This is a genomic window from Zobellia laminariae, assembly GCF_030553095.1.
In the GTDB taxonomy this organism is placed as follows: Bacteria; Bacteroidota; Bacteroidia; order Flavobacteriales; family Flavobacteriaceae; genus Zobellia; species Zobellia laminariae.
Map to the genome: position 1 here is coordinate 19,546 of NZ_CP130738.1, position 16,293 is coordinate 35,838.

At 39.5% G+C, this 16,293-nt stretch carries 13 protein-coding genes and 1 pseudogene; all 14 read left to right on the plus strand.

Going from position 1 to position 16,293, the window contains the following annotated elements; genetic code table 11:
* Positions 1 to 367 precede the first annotated feature (367 nt).
* The 14 genes and pseudogenes from Q5W13_RS00110 (at position 368) to Q5W13_RS00180 (ending at position 16,243) form a co-directional block, all read left to right on the plus strand.
* Positions 368 to 1,153 (plus strand): dihydrodipicolinate synthase family protein, encoded by a 786-nt coding sequence (locus Q5W13_RS00110; RefSeq protein ID WP_304444911.1) that lies wholly within the window; start codon positions 368 to 370, stop codon positions 1,151 to 1,153.
* On the plus strand, positions 1,150 to 2,325 hold the full coding sequence (locus tag Q5W13_RS00115; RefSeq protein ID WP_304444912.1) for a mandelate racemase/muconate lactonizing enzyme family protein: 1,176 nt from the start codon (positions 1,150 to 1,152) through the stop codon (positions 2,323 to 2,325). The genes Q5W13_RS00110 and Q5W13_RS00115 overlap by 4 nt, the downstream gene beginning before the upstream one ends.
* On the plus strand, positions 2,322 to 4,007 hold the full coding sequence (locus Q5W13_RS00120) for a sodium:solute symporter family protein (RefSeq protein WP_304444913.1): 1,686 nt from the start codon (positions 2,322 to 2,324) through the stop codon (positions 4,005 to 4,007). Before Q5W13_RS00115 ends, Q5W13_RS00120 begins: the two co-directional genes overlap by 4 nt.
* Before the next feature lie 10 nt (positions 4,008 to 4,017).
* Positions 4,018 to 4,806 (plus strand): sulfatase-like hydrolase/transferase, encoded by a 789-nt coding sequence (locus Q5W13_RS00125; protein ID WP_304444914.1) that lies wholly within the window; start codon positions 4,018 to 4,020, stop codon positions 4,804 to 4,806.
* Positions 4,797 to 5,462, plus strand: coding sequence for a sulfatase/phosphatase domain-containing protein (locus Q5W13_RS00130; RefSeq protein WP_304444915.1), 666 nt, complete (start codon positions 4,797 to 4,799; stop codon positions 5,460 to 5,462). The genes Q5W13_RS00125 and Q5W13_RS00130 overlap by 10 nt, the downstream gene beginning before the upstream one ends.
* Positions 5,463 to 5,468: 6 nt before the next feature.
* Positions 5,469 to 8,516, plus strand: a complete 3,048-nt coding sequence (locus Q5W13_RS00135) for a glycoside hydrolase family 2 TIM barrel-domain containing protein (protein ID WP_304444916.1) — start codon at positions 5,469 to 5,471, stop codon at positions 8,514 to 8,516.
* Between the two features lie 88 nt (positions 8,517 to 8,604).
* Complete coding sequence (locus Q5W13_RS00140; RefSeq protein ID WP_304444917.1) at positions 8,605 to 9,372, plus strand: glycoside hydrolase family protein; 768 nt, start codon at positions 8,605 to 8,607, stop codon at positions 9,370 to 9,372.
* Positions 9,311 to 9,757 (plus strand): glycoside hydrolase family protein, encoded by a 447-nt coding sequence (locus tag Q5W13_RS00145; protein WP_304444918.1) that lies wholly within the window; start codon positions 9,311 to 9,313, stop codon positions 9,755 to 9,757. Before Q5W13_RS00140 ends, Q5W13_RS00145 begins: the two co-directional genes overlap by 62 nt.
* A 47-nt stretch (positions 9,758 to 9,804) precedes the next feature.
* The gene (locus Q5W13_RS00150) at positions 9,805 to 11,106 is read left to right on the plus strand and encodes a glycoside hydrolase family 117 protein (protein ID WP_038234035.1); all 1,302 of its coding nucleotides are present in this window, start codon (positions 9,805 to 9,807) and stop codon (positions 11,104 to 11,106) included.
* 177 nt (positions 11,107 to 11,283) lie between these two features.
* On the plus strand, positions 11,284 to 12,297 hold the full coding sequence (locus Q5W13_RS00155; protein WP_304444919.1) for a sulfatase-like hydrolase/transferase: 1,014 nt from the start codon (positions 11,284 to 11,286) through the stop codon (positions 12,295 to 12,297).
* Positions 12,298 to 12,299: 2 nt separating this feature from the next.
* Entirely contained in the window at positions 12,300 to 12,734 is a 435-nt protein-coding gene (locus tag Q5W13_RS00160; protein WP_304444920.1) for an alkaline phosphatase family protein, read from the plus strand.
* Positions 12,735 to 12,782: 48 nt separating this feature from the next.
* Positions 12,783 to 14,240: pseudogene (locus Q5W13_RS00165) on the plus strand (sulfatase family protein).
* Between the two features lie 60 nt (positions 14,241 to 14,300).
* Positions 14,301 to 15,392: an early set domain-containing protein gene (locus Q5W13_RS00175; protein WP_304444921.1), complete on the plus strand. Its 1,092-nt coding sequence runs from the start codon at positions 14,301 to 14,303 to the stop codon at positions 15,390 to 15,392.
* On the plus strand, positions 15,332 to 16,243 hold the full coding sequence (locus Q5W13_RS00180; RefSeq protein WP_304444922.1) for a hypothetical protein: 912 nt from the start codon (positions 15,332 to 15,334) through the stop codon (positions 16,241 to 16,243). The genes Q5W13_RS00175 and Q5W13_RS00180 overlap by 61 nt, the downstream gene beginning before the upstream one ends.
* Positions 16,244 to 16,293: the final 50 nt, after the last annotated feature.

A 16,293-nucleotide genomic window follows, 5' to 3' on the forward strand; every position in this document is an offset into this window, starting at 1 on the left:
AGAACAAATAATACCGCAATTTTATGTAAAATGAAGAATATTTCAATTAGATATTATACCATACTTTCCTTTTACCATTAGCTGTATTATGCTGGTTGGTTTTGTTACCATGAACATAAATGAATTAGCAAAACAAAGTCTGTATTGTAGAAATATATAGTTGAAGAAATAAGTACATCTGGTTCTCAGCAAAAAAACGATGGCCCCGACAGATGGGCCCAATTAGAATGGATTAATAAATAATTTCAATAATTAGAATATGTTAAAAGGAATAATACCGGCTATACCCACCTGTTTCTCGGACGACGGCCAAATTAACAAAGAAGCTCAAAAAAAGTTATACAATTCGTAATTAAAGCGGGTGCGCATGGTATTGTTTTCAGGCTTAGCTAGTGAGTATACCTATCTAACTTCTGACGAACGGGTTGAGTTGATAAAATTACTTGTTGCAGAGGTAGATGGTAAATTACCTATTGTTGCCGGAATTGGAGCTCCTAGTAAAGAGGAAACCATTCTTTTAGGAAAGGAAGCTATGAAAAATGGAATTAACCATTTCATGCTCATGGCTCCAAAGCGCTTTGAAAAAGATATACAAAAGCACGAAGTATTCTTTCAAGAAGTAGCTTCTGCATTACCAAATTGCGTAATACTCCTTCAAAATGCACCATCTCCTATGGGAGCTGGTCTAAATGCCGAAGAGTTAATACAAATCTCAAAAAGCAACTCCGCTATTAAATATATAAAGGAAGAAACACTTCCATCGGGACCTGCAATTACAGCTTTACTAAATCATGATATGCCGCATTTAGTCGGAATATTTGGTGGTGGTGGTTCTCGCTATATTATTGACGAGCTCAACCGAGGTTCTTTGGGAGCTGTTCCCGCTGCCGAAATCACAGATTTGCATGTTGCCATTTATAACGCTCATCAAAATGGTGAGGCAAAAGAAGCAAGAAACTTGTATCGTCTGAGCCTTCCTCTTTTAACAGCACAGACAATATATAGAATGGAGCTTACCAAATACATTCTTAAAAAAAGAGATATAGTTGATGCTTTACATGTCCGAGCTCCATTACCCAAGTTGGATACTTACGCAAAACAAGACTTAGATTTAATACTACAAGATTTACAAGAAGAAAACATATTGATATGAGCCAAGAAGATAAAATTGTCAACGTTGAAGTTTACTTAGTGTCTTTGGACCAAGAAACACCATACCTAGGACCATTAATAAATGAAGAAAAAGCCAGTGAGATGGGCTACTTTGTACGTGAAGTAAACCGTACTGTATACGCCATAAAAAACAAATCATTAGTTGTTCGGATCCTAACTGAAAATGGTGTTGAAGGATGGGGAGAAACCTACGGACTCATAGCTCATGAAGCCACAGCGGCTATTATTAGAGATTTGTTCAAGGGATTTATAATAGGAAGAAATCCTATGAATGTAGTAACCATTTATGAAGATTTATATGACCTGATGCGCGTTCGTGGTTATACAGGCGGGTTTTATCACGATGCTTTAGCTGCTGTTGATATTGCACTATGGGATATTCTAGGTAAAATTGTAAAACAACCTATTAGCCGTTTACTTGGTGGCATAAGAAATAGTAGCATTCCCGGTTATATTTCCGGCCTACCCGACGCTGATATTGACAAACGTTGCCAACTTGCCGTTAGTTGGCAGAAAAAAGGGTTTAACTCCTTCAAATTTGCTTTGCCAATGGCAACCGAAGGGCTTGTAGAAGAATTTAAACAATTGAGAAAAGCATTAGGCAATGAGGCATCAATTGGTTGCGATATGCATTGGTCAAAAAACCTTGGCGAGACTATTGAGTTAATTCAGGAGGCACAGCCCTATAGACCCTGGTTTTTTGAGGCACCAATTAAAACAGAAGATGTAAATGGCCTTAAATGGATAGCACAAAAATCCAACGGCAAAATAGCTGTTGGTGAAGAATGGAGAACGGTTTTTGACGCTAAAGCCAGAATAGATATACAAGCTTGTCAAATAGTACAACCCGAAATGGCTCATACAGGAATCACCCAATTCATGAGGATTGCAGGATATGCGCAGGCACATAACCTCACTGTAATTCCACATGCTACTATTGGTTCTGGTATTTTTCTAGCGGCAAGCCTTCAAGCAAGTGCATCATTACAAAATTGTGTTGCTCATGAGTTTCAACACTCCATTTTCCCTGAATTCATGCATTATACAACGGGCGATATGAAATGTGAGGCTGGCCATTACCAACTTCCTACCGGTAATGGAATAGGTGTAAATCCTACAGAAGAAATGAAATCAAATATGACCCTCTTATGAGCAGCTTCGACTATGCCCTTTTAGCACTTTATATTCTTGGTATTTTTATTATTAGCATAGTTTCATCGCGCCGAATAAAAAATCAAGAAGACATGTTTTCGGCCGGAGGTCAAGCTCCATGGTGGGCTTCAGGTCTAAGTGCATTTATGACCATGTTCTCCGCAGGTACATTTGTAGTTTGGGGAGGCATTGCATATAGATATGGGCTGGTCGCAATCATAATTAATATGTGTTTTGGCGTAGCAGCATTATTGGGTGGGTATTTTGTTGCTGGTAAGTGGAATGCACTTGGTATTGCAACACCTGCAGCCTATCTTCAATTACGGTTTGGGAAGATTGGTCTTAACCTGTATACATGGACTATGATGTTAAAGGAAATAATGGCCGTAGCAATAGCTGTTTATTCTTTAGCTATTATTTTAGTAGCGTTGATTCCTCTGGACGAAGGAAATATTCTAAGAGATGGGTTAACAGGGAATCTTTCACTAAACTATGCCATTCTAATCTTTGGTGCCATCGTAATACTTTATACCATGATAGGAGGATTATGGGCCGTATTGATGACAGATGTTCTACAGTTTATAGTGCTCACTTTAGTGGTATTCATGGTTTCTGTTCTTATGGTTAACGGGATAGATGATTATGAAGTACTTCTCAATAATTTACCCGAAGGTTTCTTCTCTCCCACGGCTTCTGAATATGGATGGCTGTTCCTATTTGGGTGGGTCAGTATAGCCTTCTTTGCCGTAGGTGCAGAATGGGCATTCGTACAAAGATATATTGCCGTAAAATCACCCGCCGAAGCAAAGAAAACTGCATATCTTTTTGGAGGAATGTATTTGTTTACTCCTATTCTTTGGATGTTGCCTCCAATGCTTTACAGGGGAATTAATCCATCAATAAACCCAGAACAGGCTTATATCTTAGCCTCTCAATCAGTTTTGCCGGTTGGTATATTAGGGCTTATGTTTGCTGCAATGTTCTCTGCCACCGCTAGTATGGTAAGTTCGCAGTTGAACGTTTTTGCCGGGGTTCTTACCAATGATTTTTATAAAGCTTTGCTTAGACCTAATGCCAGTAGTGGACATTTGGTGAAAATAGGTAGAATTTTCACTGGAACGTTAGGATTAGCTTTAATTGGAGTTGCCTTATATGTACCGAACATGGGGGGTGCCGAAAAGATTATAATATCAATGAATTCTTTAGTTGTAGTCCCTTTACTAGCTCCTGCCTTATGGGGACTTTTCAGTCCGCAGATAGGCATAAAGGATATGCTAATTGTAGCTTTTACAAGCTTTTCCGTAGGGCTGATTCTACGTTTTGGTTTTTCTATTAGCGGAGGCGATGTAGATGTAATTATTGGTGTGATACTTCCTATTTCCATGCTTTTCCTTATTCAAAAATTAAAAGGTAATACTACAGATATTGGATGGAAAAAAATTGAAGACAACCGCACACTTAAAATTATGGAAACGCCAGAAGTACCAGATACAACAGTTGATGTTTTTCCACAAAAAGTGGTGATGATAAGTCTGCTTGTCTGTGCTTTAAGCTTATTTGCATTATTCTTTCTAACGGAAAGCGGCCGAACAATTATCGCTACTTTCGGAATATGCCTTTTATTAATTGCTATGGGTATTCGTGTTCAAATAAAAAAAATGACTTCCAAAACAACTAAATGATACTAAAAAAATGAAAAAGCACCTTTTTTTACTTACTACTTTAACACTGTTTTTTGGTCAAATTACCCTAGCACAAAACAATATTACAGAACGCCCCAACATTGTTTGGATCATGTTGGAAGATTGGGGTCTTGACTTGGGCTGCTACGACACCCAGGGAATAGAAACGCCAGTGACGGACAAATTAGCTTCAGAAGGCATACGCTACACCAATGCTTTTTGTACCTCGCCCGTTTGTTCAACTTCGCGTTCGGCCATGCTTACAGGCTATCACCAAAATTACATTGGCGCCCAACAGCATAGAACGGCCAAAGAAGACAAAAAACCTTTACCATACGGTATTGAAACCATGCCGGTATTATTAAAAGAAGCAGGCTACTTCACTGCTTTAATGACCTATGACAAAACTGACGCCAATTTTAGTGGCGATTTAGGTTTTATGGGTAAGGATTGGAAAGAACGTGAAAAAGGACAACCTTTTTTCGCCCAGATAACATTAGGAGGAACCCACAGAGCTTGGAACAGAGACCCTAAAAACCCTATTGACCATGCTAAAGTAGAGCTTCCACCCTACTACGCAGATACACCTTTTGCCAGACGGGATTGGGCCAATGGCCTAGAACAAATGCAAGTCTGCGATCGCGAAATTGGTGATATCCTAAAACGATTAGAAAAAGAAGACCTTGCCGAAAACACCTTGATTTTTCTAATTGGAGATAACGGCCGATGTCATATCCGTGGAAAACAATTTTTATATGACCCGGGTCTTCAAGTACCAATGATTATAAAATGGCCTTAAGCAAAGTCGCCTCCGGGCAAGTAAATACGGATATGGTCCAGACTATTGATATTACCGCTACTATTCTAGACGTTGCAGGGGCCAAACCTAAACATGAGTTACAAGGAAAAAACCTCTTTGAAGAAGAATCAAAGAACCGAGAATACATTTTTGCAGCAAGAGGTAGAATGGGCGGCACTCACGATGCCATGCGTACCATCCGTTCCAATAAATATAAGTTAATTCATAATTTAATGCCAGAGCGTGCATGGTTGCAATACAGTGGTTATAAAGAAGACATGTATCCTATGTTGGCCGAGATGAACATCATGTATATGGAAGGAAAACTCAACGAGGACCAAGCCAAATTCTTTGCGCAAACGAAGCCTGAGTTTGAGCTTTTCGATATTGAAAAAGACCCTTACGAACTAAATAATCTTGCCAACGACCTACACTACGGAGACGTTAAGGATAAACTTTTGGAAGAATTGTATGTTTGGAGAAAATCTATAAAAGATGAAGGGGTTTCCCAAGAGTTTAGGGAAGGCGGACTATCTTCAAAATATCCAACTAGAACACTTCAAGAATGGAAGGAGCGCTATGAAGCTTGGAAACCATGGGTCTTTCGCGAAACGAAATCAAAAGTAAAACATCCGTTCATTAAGAAAAACTATTAAAAGTTTATGAATTTAAAGTATTTGGCATTCCGTATACTCTTTCTTGTCTTTGGAATTTGTTATGCCCAAACGGAAAAAGGAAACTCCTCTGGTGAGGAGCAACTTTTGCTTAGTGGTAATTGGAAATTCCACACCATTTACGGTGAAGGCTCAAATTATATTGATATTTCTGAAACACCGGAGGATATTATAATAGACAATACCAATACCGAACTGGTAGAGATACAAGGCGATTGGCTAACGAAGACAAAGGGCGACCGCGGGTCCGGTTTTTTTGGTGAAAATTACTTACAAAGGGATTTTAAGACAGGGGAATCCGAAGGCAATTATGTACGTTATAGCCCAGATTTATTACAATCTGGACTATACGAAGCTTTTGTTCGCTTTCCTTTCGCATCTCATTTAACGGCAGAATTGAACGTAAACCATGCCAATGGGATTACGGCTTCATATTTTAATCAACGAAATCGCTGCGACCAATGGCTTAGTTTGGGCATTTTCAGCTTTGACAAAACCTTAGATAGCTATATTGAAGTAACCGCTATTACAGCTTGGACCGTAACCGCCGATGCCGTAATGTTCAGGCCAATATCCAAAGAAAAAATGGAGACATCGGTTGCGGAAAAAGCAAACATTTTTCAATCGGATTTTGATGATTCCAACTGGAATGACCTAAGCGTACCGGGACATTGGGGTATGCTTAATGAATTTTCCAATTATACAGGAAAAGGGTGGTACCGTAAAGATTTCAATCTTCCGCCAAACTGGAAAGCGAACTCCAAAGAAAGAGTACGACTTAAATTTGATGCTGTCTATGACATTGCTAAAGTTTTTTTGAACGGAGAACTGGTAGGCAATCATCAAGGTGGTTTTACCCCTTTTGAATTTGACGTGACCGATAAACTCGATTTTAACGGTCCCAATGTGTTGGCCGTAGAAGTGGACAATAGTGCATTAGTTGGTGCTACATGGAATTGGGGTGGAATTATCCGAGATGTTCATCTGGTCAAAAATAATGATGTCCGCATCAGTTATCAATATGTTCATGCAGACCCAGACCTGAAAAAAGGTACGGCCAACTTGAAACTCAAAATCCGAGTTAAAAATTCATCGGCACAAAATAGAACCATTTTATTAACTTCTACAATAGACGAAGCATCTACGCCCGACTTACAACATACGATTACCATACCTGCTAACAGCACAAAAGAGGTTCAATTAGCAACTACGTTGCCTGCAAATGATGTGAAATTATGGCATTTTGATACGCCCAATTTATATCACATTACAACTACCGCTACCGAAAACGAGCAAGTCTTAGATACTCAGAAAGACCGTTTTGGAATTAGAAAAATAGAATTGACGGACTCTAAATTAATTCTAAATGGAGAACCTGTACGTCTGGCTGGTTTTAATAGAGTGAGCGACCACAGATATTGGGGATCTTCTGAACCACAATATTTAACAAATAAAGATGTGGACCTTATGAAAAACGCTGGTGCCAACTTTATGCGGATCATGCACGGCACACAGAATAAAAAGTTAATTGAACGTTGCGATGCAAAAGGTATCCTAATTTTTGAGGAAGTTAACGTACGTGAGCTCACCAATCCTGAGTTTACGGCTCCGCATTACCCTTTAGCCAAACAATGGTTGAAAGAGATGATTGAAAGAGATATTAACCACCCCAGTATTATTGGATGGAGCGTGGGCAATGAACTAAAAGACCATTTTGATTATGCCAAATTGACGATTGATTATGTCAAAAATGAGCTAGACCCCTATCGTTTAGTTACCTGCGTAAGTAATAGCGGGTGGCGCAATACGGCTAATCCAGAGAACGACCCCAATAGTTTAGTGGATATTATTATGCACAATCTATATCCGTTTCAAGGCAAGCCAGATAAAGTATTTAAAACCCTGCGTTCTAAATGGCCCAACAAACCTATTTTCATCTCAGAATATGGAATACAACCTATGGCCACTACTTCTTTGGATGGTGATATTCCTGAAATATCCGAGTGGAACAACAGCTTACGAGGCAAGAATCCTTTTGTAATCGGAGCTTCATTATGGACATTCAACGATTACCGAAGTGGCTACGCCGCAACCTCTCCAGAAGAAAACCGAGTTTGGGGACTTGTAAACACATGGCGCCAAAAACGAAAATTATATAATCGAATAGAAAATGAACATAGCCCTATTCAACAAATTGAAGTATCAGATTTAGATGCAAGAAAAGGAAATGTAAATATTTCAATTACTCCTAAAAACTCAGGAGATTATCCTAGCTATACTTTAAAAAATCACCGTTTATTATGGTCTGTCCATGATTCAAAAGGAGACACACTGGCCCAAAATAGTATAGAAATACCGGTATTAAAACCGGGAGCTGGTCCAACAGAAAATAACATTAACTGGAAACCATACTTAAGTGACATATCTAGTTTAAACATCAACCTACTTTCTCCTAATGGTTATAAGAGGTTTCATAAAAGTGTTGCCATTACGGTTCCTGAACAGCCTTCTATTTCTCAAATAGAGTCCGGAAATACATCGGTTCGGATTCATTTTAATCCTGTTTTTGGTGCGGACACTTATCATGTCATCCATCAAAATACCAATGGTGAACTGGTAAAATCCGAAAAGACTACAACCAATTTCCTAGAAATCGAAAACTTGAAAAACGGAAAGGAATATATTTTTCAACTTATTGCTACAAATGAGAAAGGGATAAGTAAATCTTCCGAAACACGAACAGGAAGTCCAAGTGGTAAAGAGCTTCCGCCTGTAATCTGGGATGCTTTTATAGTTGGTGATAAGCTTGTAGTTGGCTATTCTGGTGAAACAGATGACACGAGCTATGTGGTAAGGTATGGCACTAGAGCCAGTTACCTTCCTTTCAAAAACGCTACACGAACAAAAGGAATGACGGTAATTGATTTTGAAGGCGATGACCCACACTTTGTGAGCATCATGAAAAAAACAAAAAAAGGAGAAAGTGAATGGTCCAAACCAAGGTATGTATACACTTTGAGAAATATTAATAGATAACGACTCTGAAAATTCAAATTAACTGTAAAACAAATAACGAGTGAAGAGCTTCTCTTTCATAACTCGGTTCAACAAAAAGAATACAACTATGAAAAAACTGAATATAATCGCGGCCTTAGCAACTGTCTGTTTGCTCTTCTCCTGTAAAAGCGAAAAAAAATCGGATACAGAAACTACTGCATCAGCAAAAAATGAAGCAGCTACCGCCAAAGCAGTTCCCGACTACAAAATAGAATTCGGAAAAGTTTCACCAGAGTCCGTATTCCGGAATGACAGTCTCAGTATTTGGGGCGGTTCTATGGTAAAAGGTGAAGACGGACTCTACCACATGTTTTACTCCCAATGGCCTAAAAATATTGGTTGGGAATGGGTAAACTATTCCGTGATTGCCCATGCGGTATCAGAATCGCCCTTTGGTCCATTTGAGCATAAAGACTTTGCCCTACCGGACCGTGGTGTAGAATTCTGGGATGGTTCTACGACCCATAACCCAACTGTACATAAGTTCAACGGAAAATACTACTTGTATTATATGGGTAATACGGGAGACAAAAAGATTGTAAGTGTTCCCGGCAAACCTAAGATTAACTGGGTACACCGTAATAACCAACGTATAGGCGTAGCTGTAGCGGATTCACCTAACGGACCATGGAAACGATTTGATGAGCCTGTGTTAGATATTGCACCTAACGAAGACGCCCTAGATGCTTTAATGACTTCCAATCCTTCCGTATGTCAAATGCCAGATGGTAAAATTTTAATGGTGTATAAGGCTGTGGGTAAAAATGACCCACTTGGGAGGTGGCCCTGTTGTTCATATGGTGGCTATTTCAGATTCACCTACCGGTCCTTTTAAGAAATACCCTGATCCCGTTTTTACTTTTGAAGGCGAACGCTTTCCTGCCGAAGACCCTTATATTTGGTACCAGGACGGTAAATTCAGAGCTATTGTAAAACGTATAAAACACGAAGGTAAAACTCGCGAATTCTCTTTGGTACATTATGATTCCGAAGATGGGATACATTGGAATGCCGCTAAGAATTTTGAAATCTCAAAACGTATTGTTGAATGGGAGAATGGGAGAAAACAACAATTTGAACATTTAGAACGACCACAAGTGTACATGGAGAATGGTGAACCAATCGCGCTCCTATGTGCTGCGGATACACTTGATGCCAATGGTATACGTGAATCTTTCAATATACAGATTCCGTTGAAAATTGAAAAAATAGCTAACTAAAGTTAGTACTACAAAACAAACTCAGTTCTAACTATAAAATCACATCTATGCAAGTCCATTCTTTTTTGAAGCGGTCCACATTAAGTCTTTTTGCGGTAGCTTCGCTTATCGCTTGTTCAGACCAAAAAACGGAAGCCAAGTCGGCTTCAACGGAAGATTCAACACCTAAGGAACACCAAGTTTTTCCTCATAAAATGCCTTCCGAAAAACCGGATATGCCATTAAGTGCAGCAGCAGAACGTATGTTCAACTACCCTACGCCACGCGTTCAGGACAATGAGCTTTTTTCTCAATTTAAATACACTGAACTAAAGGGATTTGATTACAACAATGGGGACGGCACCGTTTCTAGACGTGATCCTTCCAGACCTATTTTAGTGGATGGAAAATACTATCTGTACTATACTAAAAGAGATACCAAAGTACCGCCAATTGGTTGGGACCGTGCCAATGAAGCTACGGATGAAATTCCCTCTACGGATTGGGATTTATGTGATATTTGGTATGCTACCAGCGAAGACGGAACCACATGGAAAGAAGAAGGTATAGCTGTTGGAAGACCAGAAAAGCCAAAAGCAGGATGGCGTTCAGTAGCCACACCGGATATTCTGATTTGGAAAGGAAAATACTATTTATACTATCAAGCATTTAACGAGCCTAGCGGACTAAGAGGTGACTGGTGTCCGGTATCTGTTTCCTATGCGGATTCGCCCAGTGGTCCTTGGACACATGGAGGTGATTCTGTAATTCCCTTTGGAAAAAAAGGAGAATGGGATCAAGATGCTACGCATGACCCACAACCCATTGTTTACAAAGGAAAAATTCACCTGTACTACAAAGCTGCTTACAACAAGTGGCCTGACATTCGCGATAAATATGCTGTTGGTCATGGTCTTGCTATTGCCACTGACCCCTTAGGTCCATTTGAAAAACACCCTTTAAACCCCGTTATGACTTCTGGGCATGAAACCACTTACTTCCCATTTAAAGAAGGTGTGGCAACGTTGGCGATAAAAGATGGTAACGAAAGGTACACCATGCAATATGCAAAAGACGGTGTTAATTTTGAAATTGCTTCTGTGGTATCATTAGCACCTACTGCAGCTGCTCCTTTTGCTGCAGATGCCTTTACGGATTCAGGTGATGGAAGAGGAGTTTCTTGGGGGCTTTGCCATTTTACCAATGCCAGTAATACTCCTAAAAAAGGATATTCCATTTTGGCAAGATTTGATTGCGATTTGAGCCTTGATGTTGATGACCCTTCGTATAAAAAAACAGGTGTATGGCACAAACCTGAAGTTTATTTTGCACAGGCACCCAAACAAAATAAGAACCCAGAAGGACGATAAAACAGGCCCTAAAATAGAATTATAACAGTCTAATGTCTGGTTGTTAAACAGTGGTAAAAACCTAATTATTATCTTAAATTTAGCAAAGGACTTTTTTGTTGGATAGCGCCTTAATATATCCTCTTTTACACAGAAAAGTCCTTTCCATAGTATACAAACTACCAAACCACTGTTTACATGAACAACACATCTATTTTTCTCGCTTTCATTACGTTGCTTTCCTTTAATTTCTCCATTGCCCAAAACCAAGATAAAGACCGTCCCAATGTAGTTCTGGTTTTTATTGATGACGAGGGTTATGGTGATGTTGGCGTATATGGCGCTACAGGATTTGAAACCCCTAACATTGACCAACTGGCCGCCAAAGGAACACGTTTTACTAATTATTACTCCGCACAGCCTGTATGCAGTGCTTCAAGAGCGGGAATACTAACTGGGTGTTATCCCAATAGAATCGGGTTTTCCGGTGCACTATTTCCACGACATGAAATCGGCTTGAACAAAGATGAACTTACTATTGCTGAAATGTTCAAAGAACAGGATTATAAAACAGCTTGTTTCGGAAAATGGCACTTGGGATGGCAGAAAGAGTTTTTACCGTTACAACATGGTTTTGATGAGTTTGTTGGCCTACCCTACTCTAACGATATGTGGCCGCACGATAGTGCTACGGGAGAACATCTTTCTGCAGAGAAGAACAGAGCTCAGTTTCCTGATTTACCAATTATAGAAGGAAACGAAACCATAGCGTACGTTAAAAGCTTAAAAGACCAAGATAAATTGACCACCCTTTATACAGAAAAAGCGGTAGATTTTATAGACCGAAACGCCAGCGAACCCTTTTTCCTTTATGTGCCACATACCATGGCTCATATACCTTTAGGAGTTTCTGACAAATTTAAGGGCAAGAGTGAGCAAGGTCTTTATGGCGATGTAATGATGGAAATTGATTGGTCTGTTGGAGAAATAGATAAAGCCTTAAAACGAAATGGTGTTGCGGATAACACTATTTTTATTTTCACAACGGACAACGGACCATGGTTAAACTACGGTAACCACGCAGGTTCTTCGGGCGGATTAAGAGAAGGAAAAACCACCAGCTGGGAAGGTGGGCAACGGGTTCCTTTTATCATTCGGTGGCCTCAAATACTCCAGAAGGGACTGTTTCTCATAAACTGGCTTGTGCGGTAGATTTGCTTCCCACATTCGCGGCGATAACCAACGGAAAACTATCCAACAACAAAATAGACGGCGTAGATATATCATCTCTTTGGAAAGGACAGTTTACAGAAACGCCTCGTAACACCATATTGTATTATCACGGAAAGAACAACTTAAACGGAGTTAGAAAAGGTAATTGGAAACTCGTACTTCCCCATACCTATAGCAGTTATAACACAGAAAGCGGCAACGATGGGCATGGCGGAAAAAGATTAAAGACTGTTGTAGAACAACCTGAACTTTACAATATGATGCGTGATCCAGGAGAACGATATAATGTAATTGCTTATCACCCGGAAAAAGTAAAAGAATTGATGGTAGTTGTAGAAAAAGCGCGTAAAGAATTGGGTGACTTAAATGTAGGTATCGAGTCTGGAACCGAAAATAGAGAGATTGGCAAATTATAAAGAACACCTTGCCAATTTTGAAATAACTAAACTAATAAATACCACAATATGAAACTGAATAAACTAATCTGTCTGGTAGCTTACCTGCTCCCATTACTCACTATTGCCCAAGAAAAGAAACCTAATATTGTCTGGATTTTTTCTGATGACCATTCTTACCAAACTATTGGAGCTTACGGTGGTAGACTACAAAGCTTGAACCCAACTCCCAACATAGATAAACTGGCCGCAGAAGGAATGCGTTTTGATAAGGCCTATGTTGAAAACTCTATCTGTGCACCAAGTAGGGCTACATTATTGACGGGTAAAATGAGCCATCTTCATAAAAAACTGGACAACACTAAGAAAACCGTTTTTGACCATGATCAGCAGCAGTTTCAAAAAATACTACGTACCAATGGTTATCAAACTGCTATGATCGGGAAAATTCACCTTCCGGGAAAAATGCAAGGTTTTGATTATTGGGAAGTACTCTAAGGACAAGGAAAATATTATAATCCTGATTTTATAACCGAAGAAGGCGATACCAACTACAAAGGCGAATACGTTACCGACGTTATTACCGACCGCGCCCTGAATTGGTTAGAAAACGAACGCGACCAAGACAAGCCATTTATGATTATGGTACACCACAAAGCGCCGCACCGTAATTGGGATCCGGCTGAACGCTACATGAACAAATATGAGGATATAGAAATCCCTGAGCCAGATAACTTTTTTGACGATTACGCTACACGTACTACGGCCGCTCATAAGCAAGAAATGGATATTGCCACAAGCATGAAAATTGATTCCGATTTAAAGGCTGAAGGCGAACGTTATGCTAACGACCCAAGATATAAGGAACGCTATACAAAATTTGCCCAAGACAATCTTAAGGGCAAAGAGCTTGTTAAATGGAAATACCAAACCTACATGAAAGATTACTTACGTTGTATTTGGTCTGTAGATGAGAGTGTGGGTCAAATAATGAAGTCACTTAAGGAGCAAGGTCTTGATGAAAACACTATAGTAATCTACTCTTCTGACCAAGGTTTTTACATGGGTGAACATGGTTGGTTCGATAAGCGTTTTATGTACGAAGAATCGTTTCGGACACCGCTTATTGTAAAATGGTATGGAAAAGTTAAGGCTGGAAGCGTAAATACCGATTTGGTACAGAACATAGACTTTGCCGAAACCTTTCTTGACCTTGCCGATGCTCCTATTCCAGATGATATGCAGGGTAAAAGTGTCGTACCCCTTTTGAAAGGGAAAGCACCTAAAAACTGGCGCAAATCTATGTACTACCATTACTACGAGTATCCGGGTGCTCATGCGGTACGTAAGCATGAAGGGGTTGCCAATAAACGTTACAAGCTCATTCGCTTTTATGGGGAAGATGTTCCAAACGGGGAAGAATGGGAGTTTTATGATTTGGAAAAAGACCCTTCGGAAATGAACAATATGTACAACTCAGCTTCCTTAAGCAAAGCAAATTTTGGAAATGAAAAAAGAGCTTGGTAAACTAAGAGTTCAATACGCGGTAAACGAGTAAAAGTTCCTAATACAAGTAATTAAAGACTGATGAAAAGAATACTGTTAGCTGCCCTATTATGTGCCTCTACCTATTGTATCGCACAAGAAACAACTATTGATTCAAAAAAGTATGAACCTTATGTCAACCAATTGGGTTATAATTTAGGGGAATCCAAACGTTTTGTATGTTATGGCGCTCAAAACGATACACCTTTCCATATTATAAACACCACTTTGGATGTAGTGGTGTTTGAAGGAAAAATATTGAATAACGAAGGTTGGTTCTCAGAATTTGAGCCAAAAGAAGCTCAAAACGAATTTGTAATTAAAGTTGATGGGCACGGCAGTTCGGTACCATTCTTTGTGGCCGACCACCTTATGGAAACGGCATCCTCAAAACTAGCTTATGATTTTTTTGTTGATGCACGGGGATTCGAGGATTTGAGCACCTATGATATGGCTGCCGTATACGGTGGTGGTCCAACGCGGGATGGTGGGGCTTACGGACTTGAAACCATCTTTGAAATATTGCAATACGCAAGTAATCCAGCTCTATTTGACAACTGGAAAACGGAAATGGGTGATAAAAAAGTAGCCGACCTTATAGAGCTCATTCTTTGGCATGCTGAGTTTGCTTACAAATATGTTGATTATAACGGCCCTGTAAAAACGCGCCACGGCACTTTGGGCTATCAAGGACAACCCAGAATGACCTATGATTACTGGAATACATTAGACCAATTGGCAGTAGTTTGTGCAGCATATCACTCATTTCTAAAACCATATTTAGCCGAAGAAACCTATCAGAAATATAGAAAAGTTTGTTTGGATAATTGGGAAGCATATGACCGCCATAAAGTAGTACGGTTCTGGACCTATAGTACAAAATGGGTAGATGAAGGCTTTCAGGAATTTAATGAAATGGGCAATGCTTACGGGCAATCGGTTTTTCGTAATCTCTTTATGTACGAATCCGAAAGGCATGAAAAAGACGGCTCTCCCGAGAAGTTCTTAAAGTGGGCACAATCAGGTGCTTCGGATATTATAAAGAACTGGGACTTTAACAATCCACGACACATGTGGTGGATAAGAAATGCCGAACATATCACTCCACAATCCCTACTTATTTTCTTCTTTTAGCACCAGAAAAAGCACCTGAGGGAACTAAAGAAAAATTAGAAGGCTGGGCCCTTCATATAAAACAAAAGAGCAATAATTTTTGGAAATATCGTAAGCACAGTGAAACAGAATGGGCACATCCAAAAACTAAAGAATTAGGAGGTGCTCCCGCTTTGGGTGGGTCTATGTTCGCCATAGCCCATTTATTGAACGACCCTGATCTTAGGGCGTTGGGCTGGGCTCAGACAGATTTTGTTTTTGGTGTTAATCCCGTAGGCACACACCTGAGCAATAAAAGCGAGGCACGTGTAAAAATTAACGGGTATTGGAATGGTGTTGAAAAAGGTTGGCCACAATCTCACCCACATGGTTACGGAGAATTAGGTAGCGTTAGGGGTACATTAGATGGTTCTCCATTAGACAGTCAATTCCCGATTGCTGAAAAAATTGATGCCATTGAAGGAAAAAATGAAGGTCGAATTTTTGGTAAAAATGCGTATGCGACCGAAGGCTGGGGAGTTTCTAACCGAGGCTGGCAAGCTACTTTGACCTTTTCTACATTAGGCAGCCATAAACTTAAGGTTTTTGATGGTGATTTTAAAGAGGAAATCTCATCTGTAAAACAAGGTCAAACCATCACCATACAACTAAATGCTGCTTTAAATATTGATAGAAACGCCATAGATAAAGGTTGGCTACTTTTAAAACAAGGTGAGAAAGTTGAAAAAATTCAGCTAACGGAAACTGGTGTAAATACTGGGATATTTGCTTCCAAACTCAAAATACCTAAAAATACCAACGTAAACTTTATAGAGTTATCTTACGGTTTCTTAGGTTTTGAAAAGAAACTTAAATTAGACGTTCAACACTAAATTAACCTCATTTTTAACATGAAAAATTTTTCCAATTACTTAGTATGTTT

Coding starts and splice junctions, on each gene's coding strand:
- Q5W13_RS00155 (WP_304444919.1), top strand. CDS start 11,284: ATGAACAACACATCTATTTTTCTCGCTTTCATTACGTTGCTTTCCTTT.
- Q5W13_RS00125 (WP_304444914.1), top strand. CDS start 4,018: ATGAAAAAGCACCTTTTTTTACTTACTACTTTAACACTGTTTTTTGGT.
- Q5W13_RS00120 (WP_304444913.1), top strand. CDS start 2,322: ATGAGCAGCTTCGACTATGCCCTTTTAGCACTTTATATTCTTGGTATT.
- Q5W13_RS00110 (WP_304444911.1), top strand. CDS start 368: ATGGTATTGTTTTCAGGCTTAGCTAGTGAGTATACCTATCTAACTTCT.
- Q5W13_RS00150 (WP_038234035.1), top strand. CDS start 9,805: ATGCAAGTCCATTCTTTTTTGAAGCGGTCCACATTAAGTCTTTTTGCG.
- Q5W13_RS00135 (WP_304444916.1), top strand. CDS start 5,469: ATGAATTTAAAGTATTTGGCATTCCGTATACTCTTTCTTGTCTTTGGA.
- Q5W13_RS00175 (WP_304444921.1), top strand. CDS start 14,301: ATGAAAAGAATACTGTTAGCTGCCCTATTATGTGCCTCTACCTATTGT.
- Q5W13_RS00115 (WP_304444912.1), top strand. CDS start 1,150: ATGAGCCAAGAAGATAAAATTGTCAACGTTGAAGTTTACTTAGTGTCT.
- Q5W13_RS00130 (WP_304444915.1), top strand. CDS start 4,797: ATGGCCTTAAGCAAAGTCGCCTCCGGGCAAGTAAATACGGATATGGTC.
- Q5W13_RS00140 (WP_304444917.1), top strand. CDS start 8,605: ATGAAAAAACTGAATATAATCGCGGCCTTAGCAACTGTCTGTTTGCTC.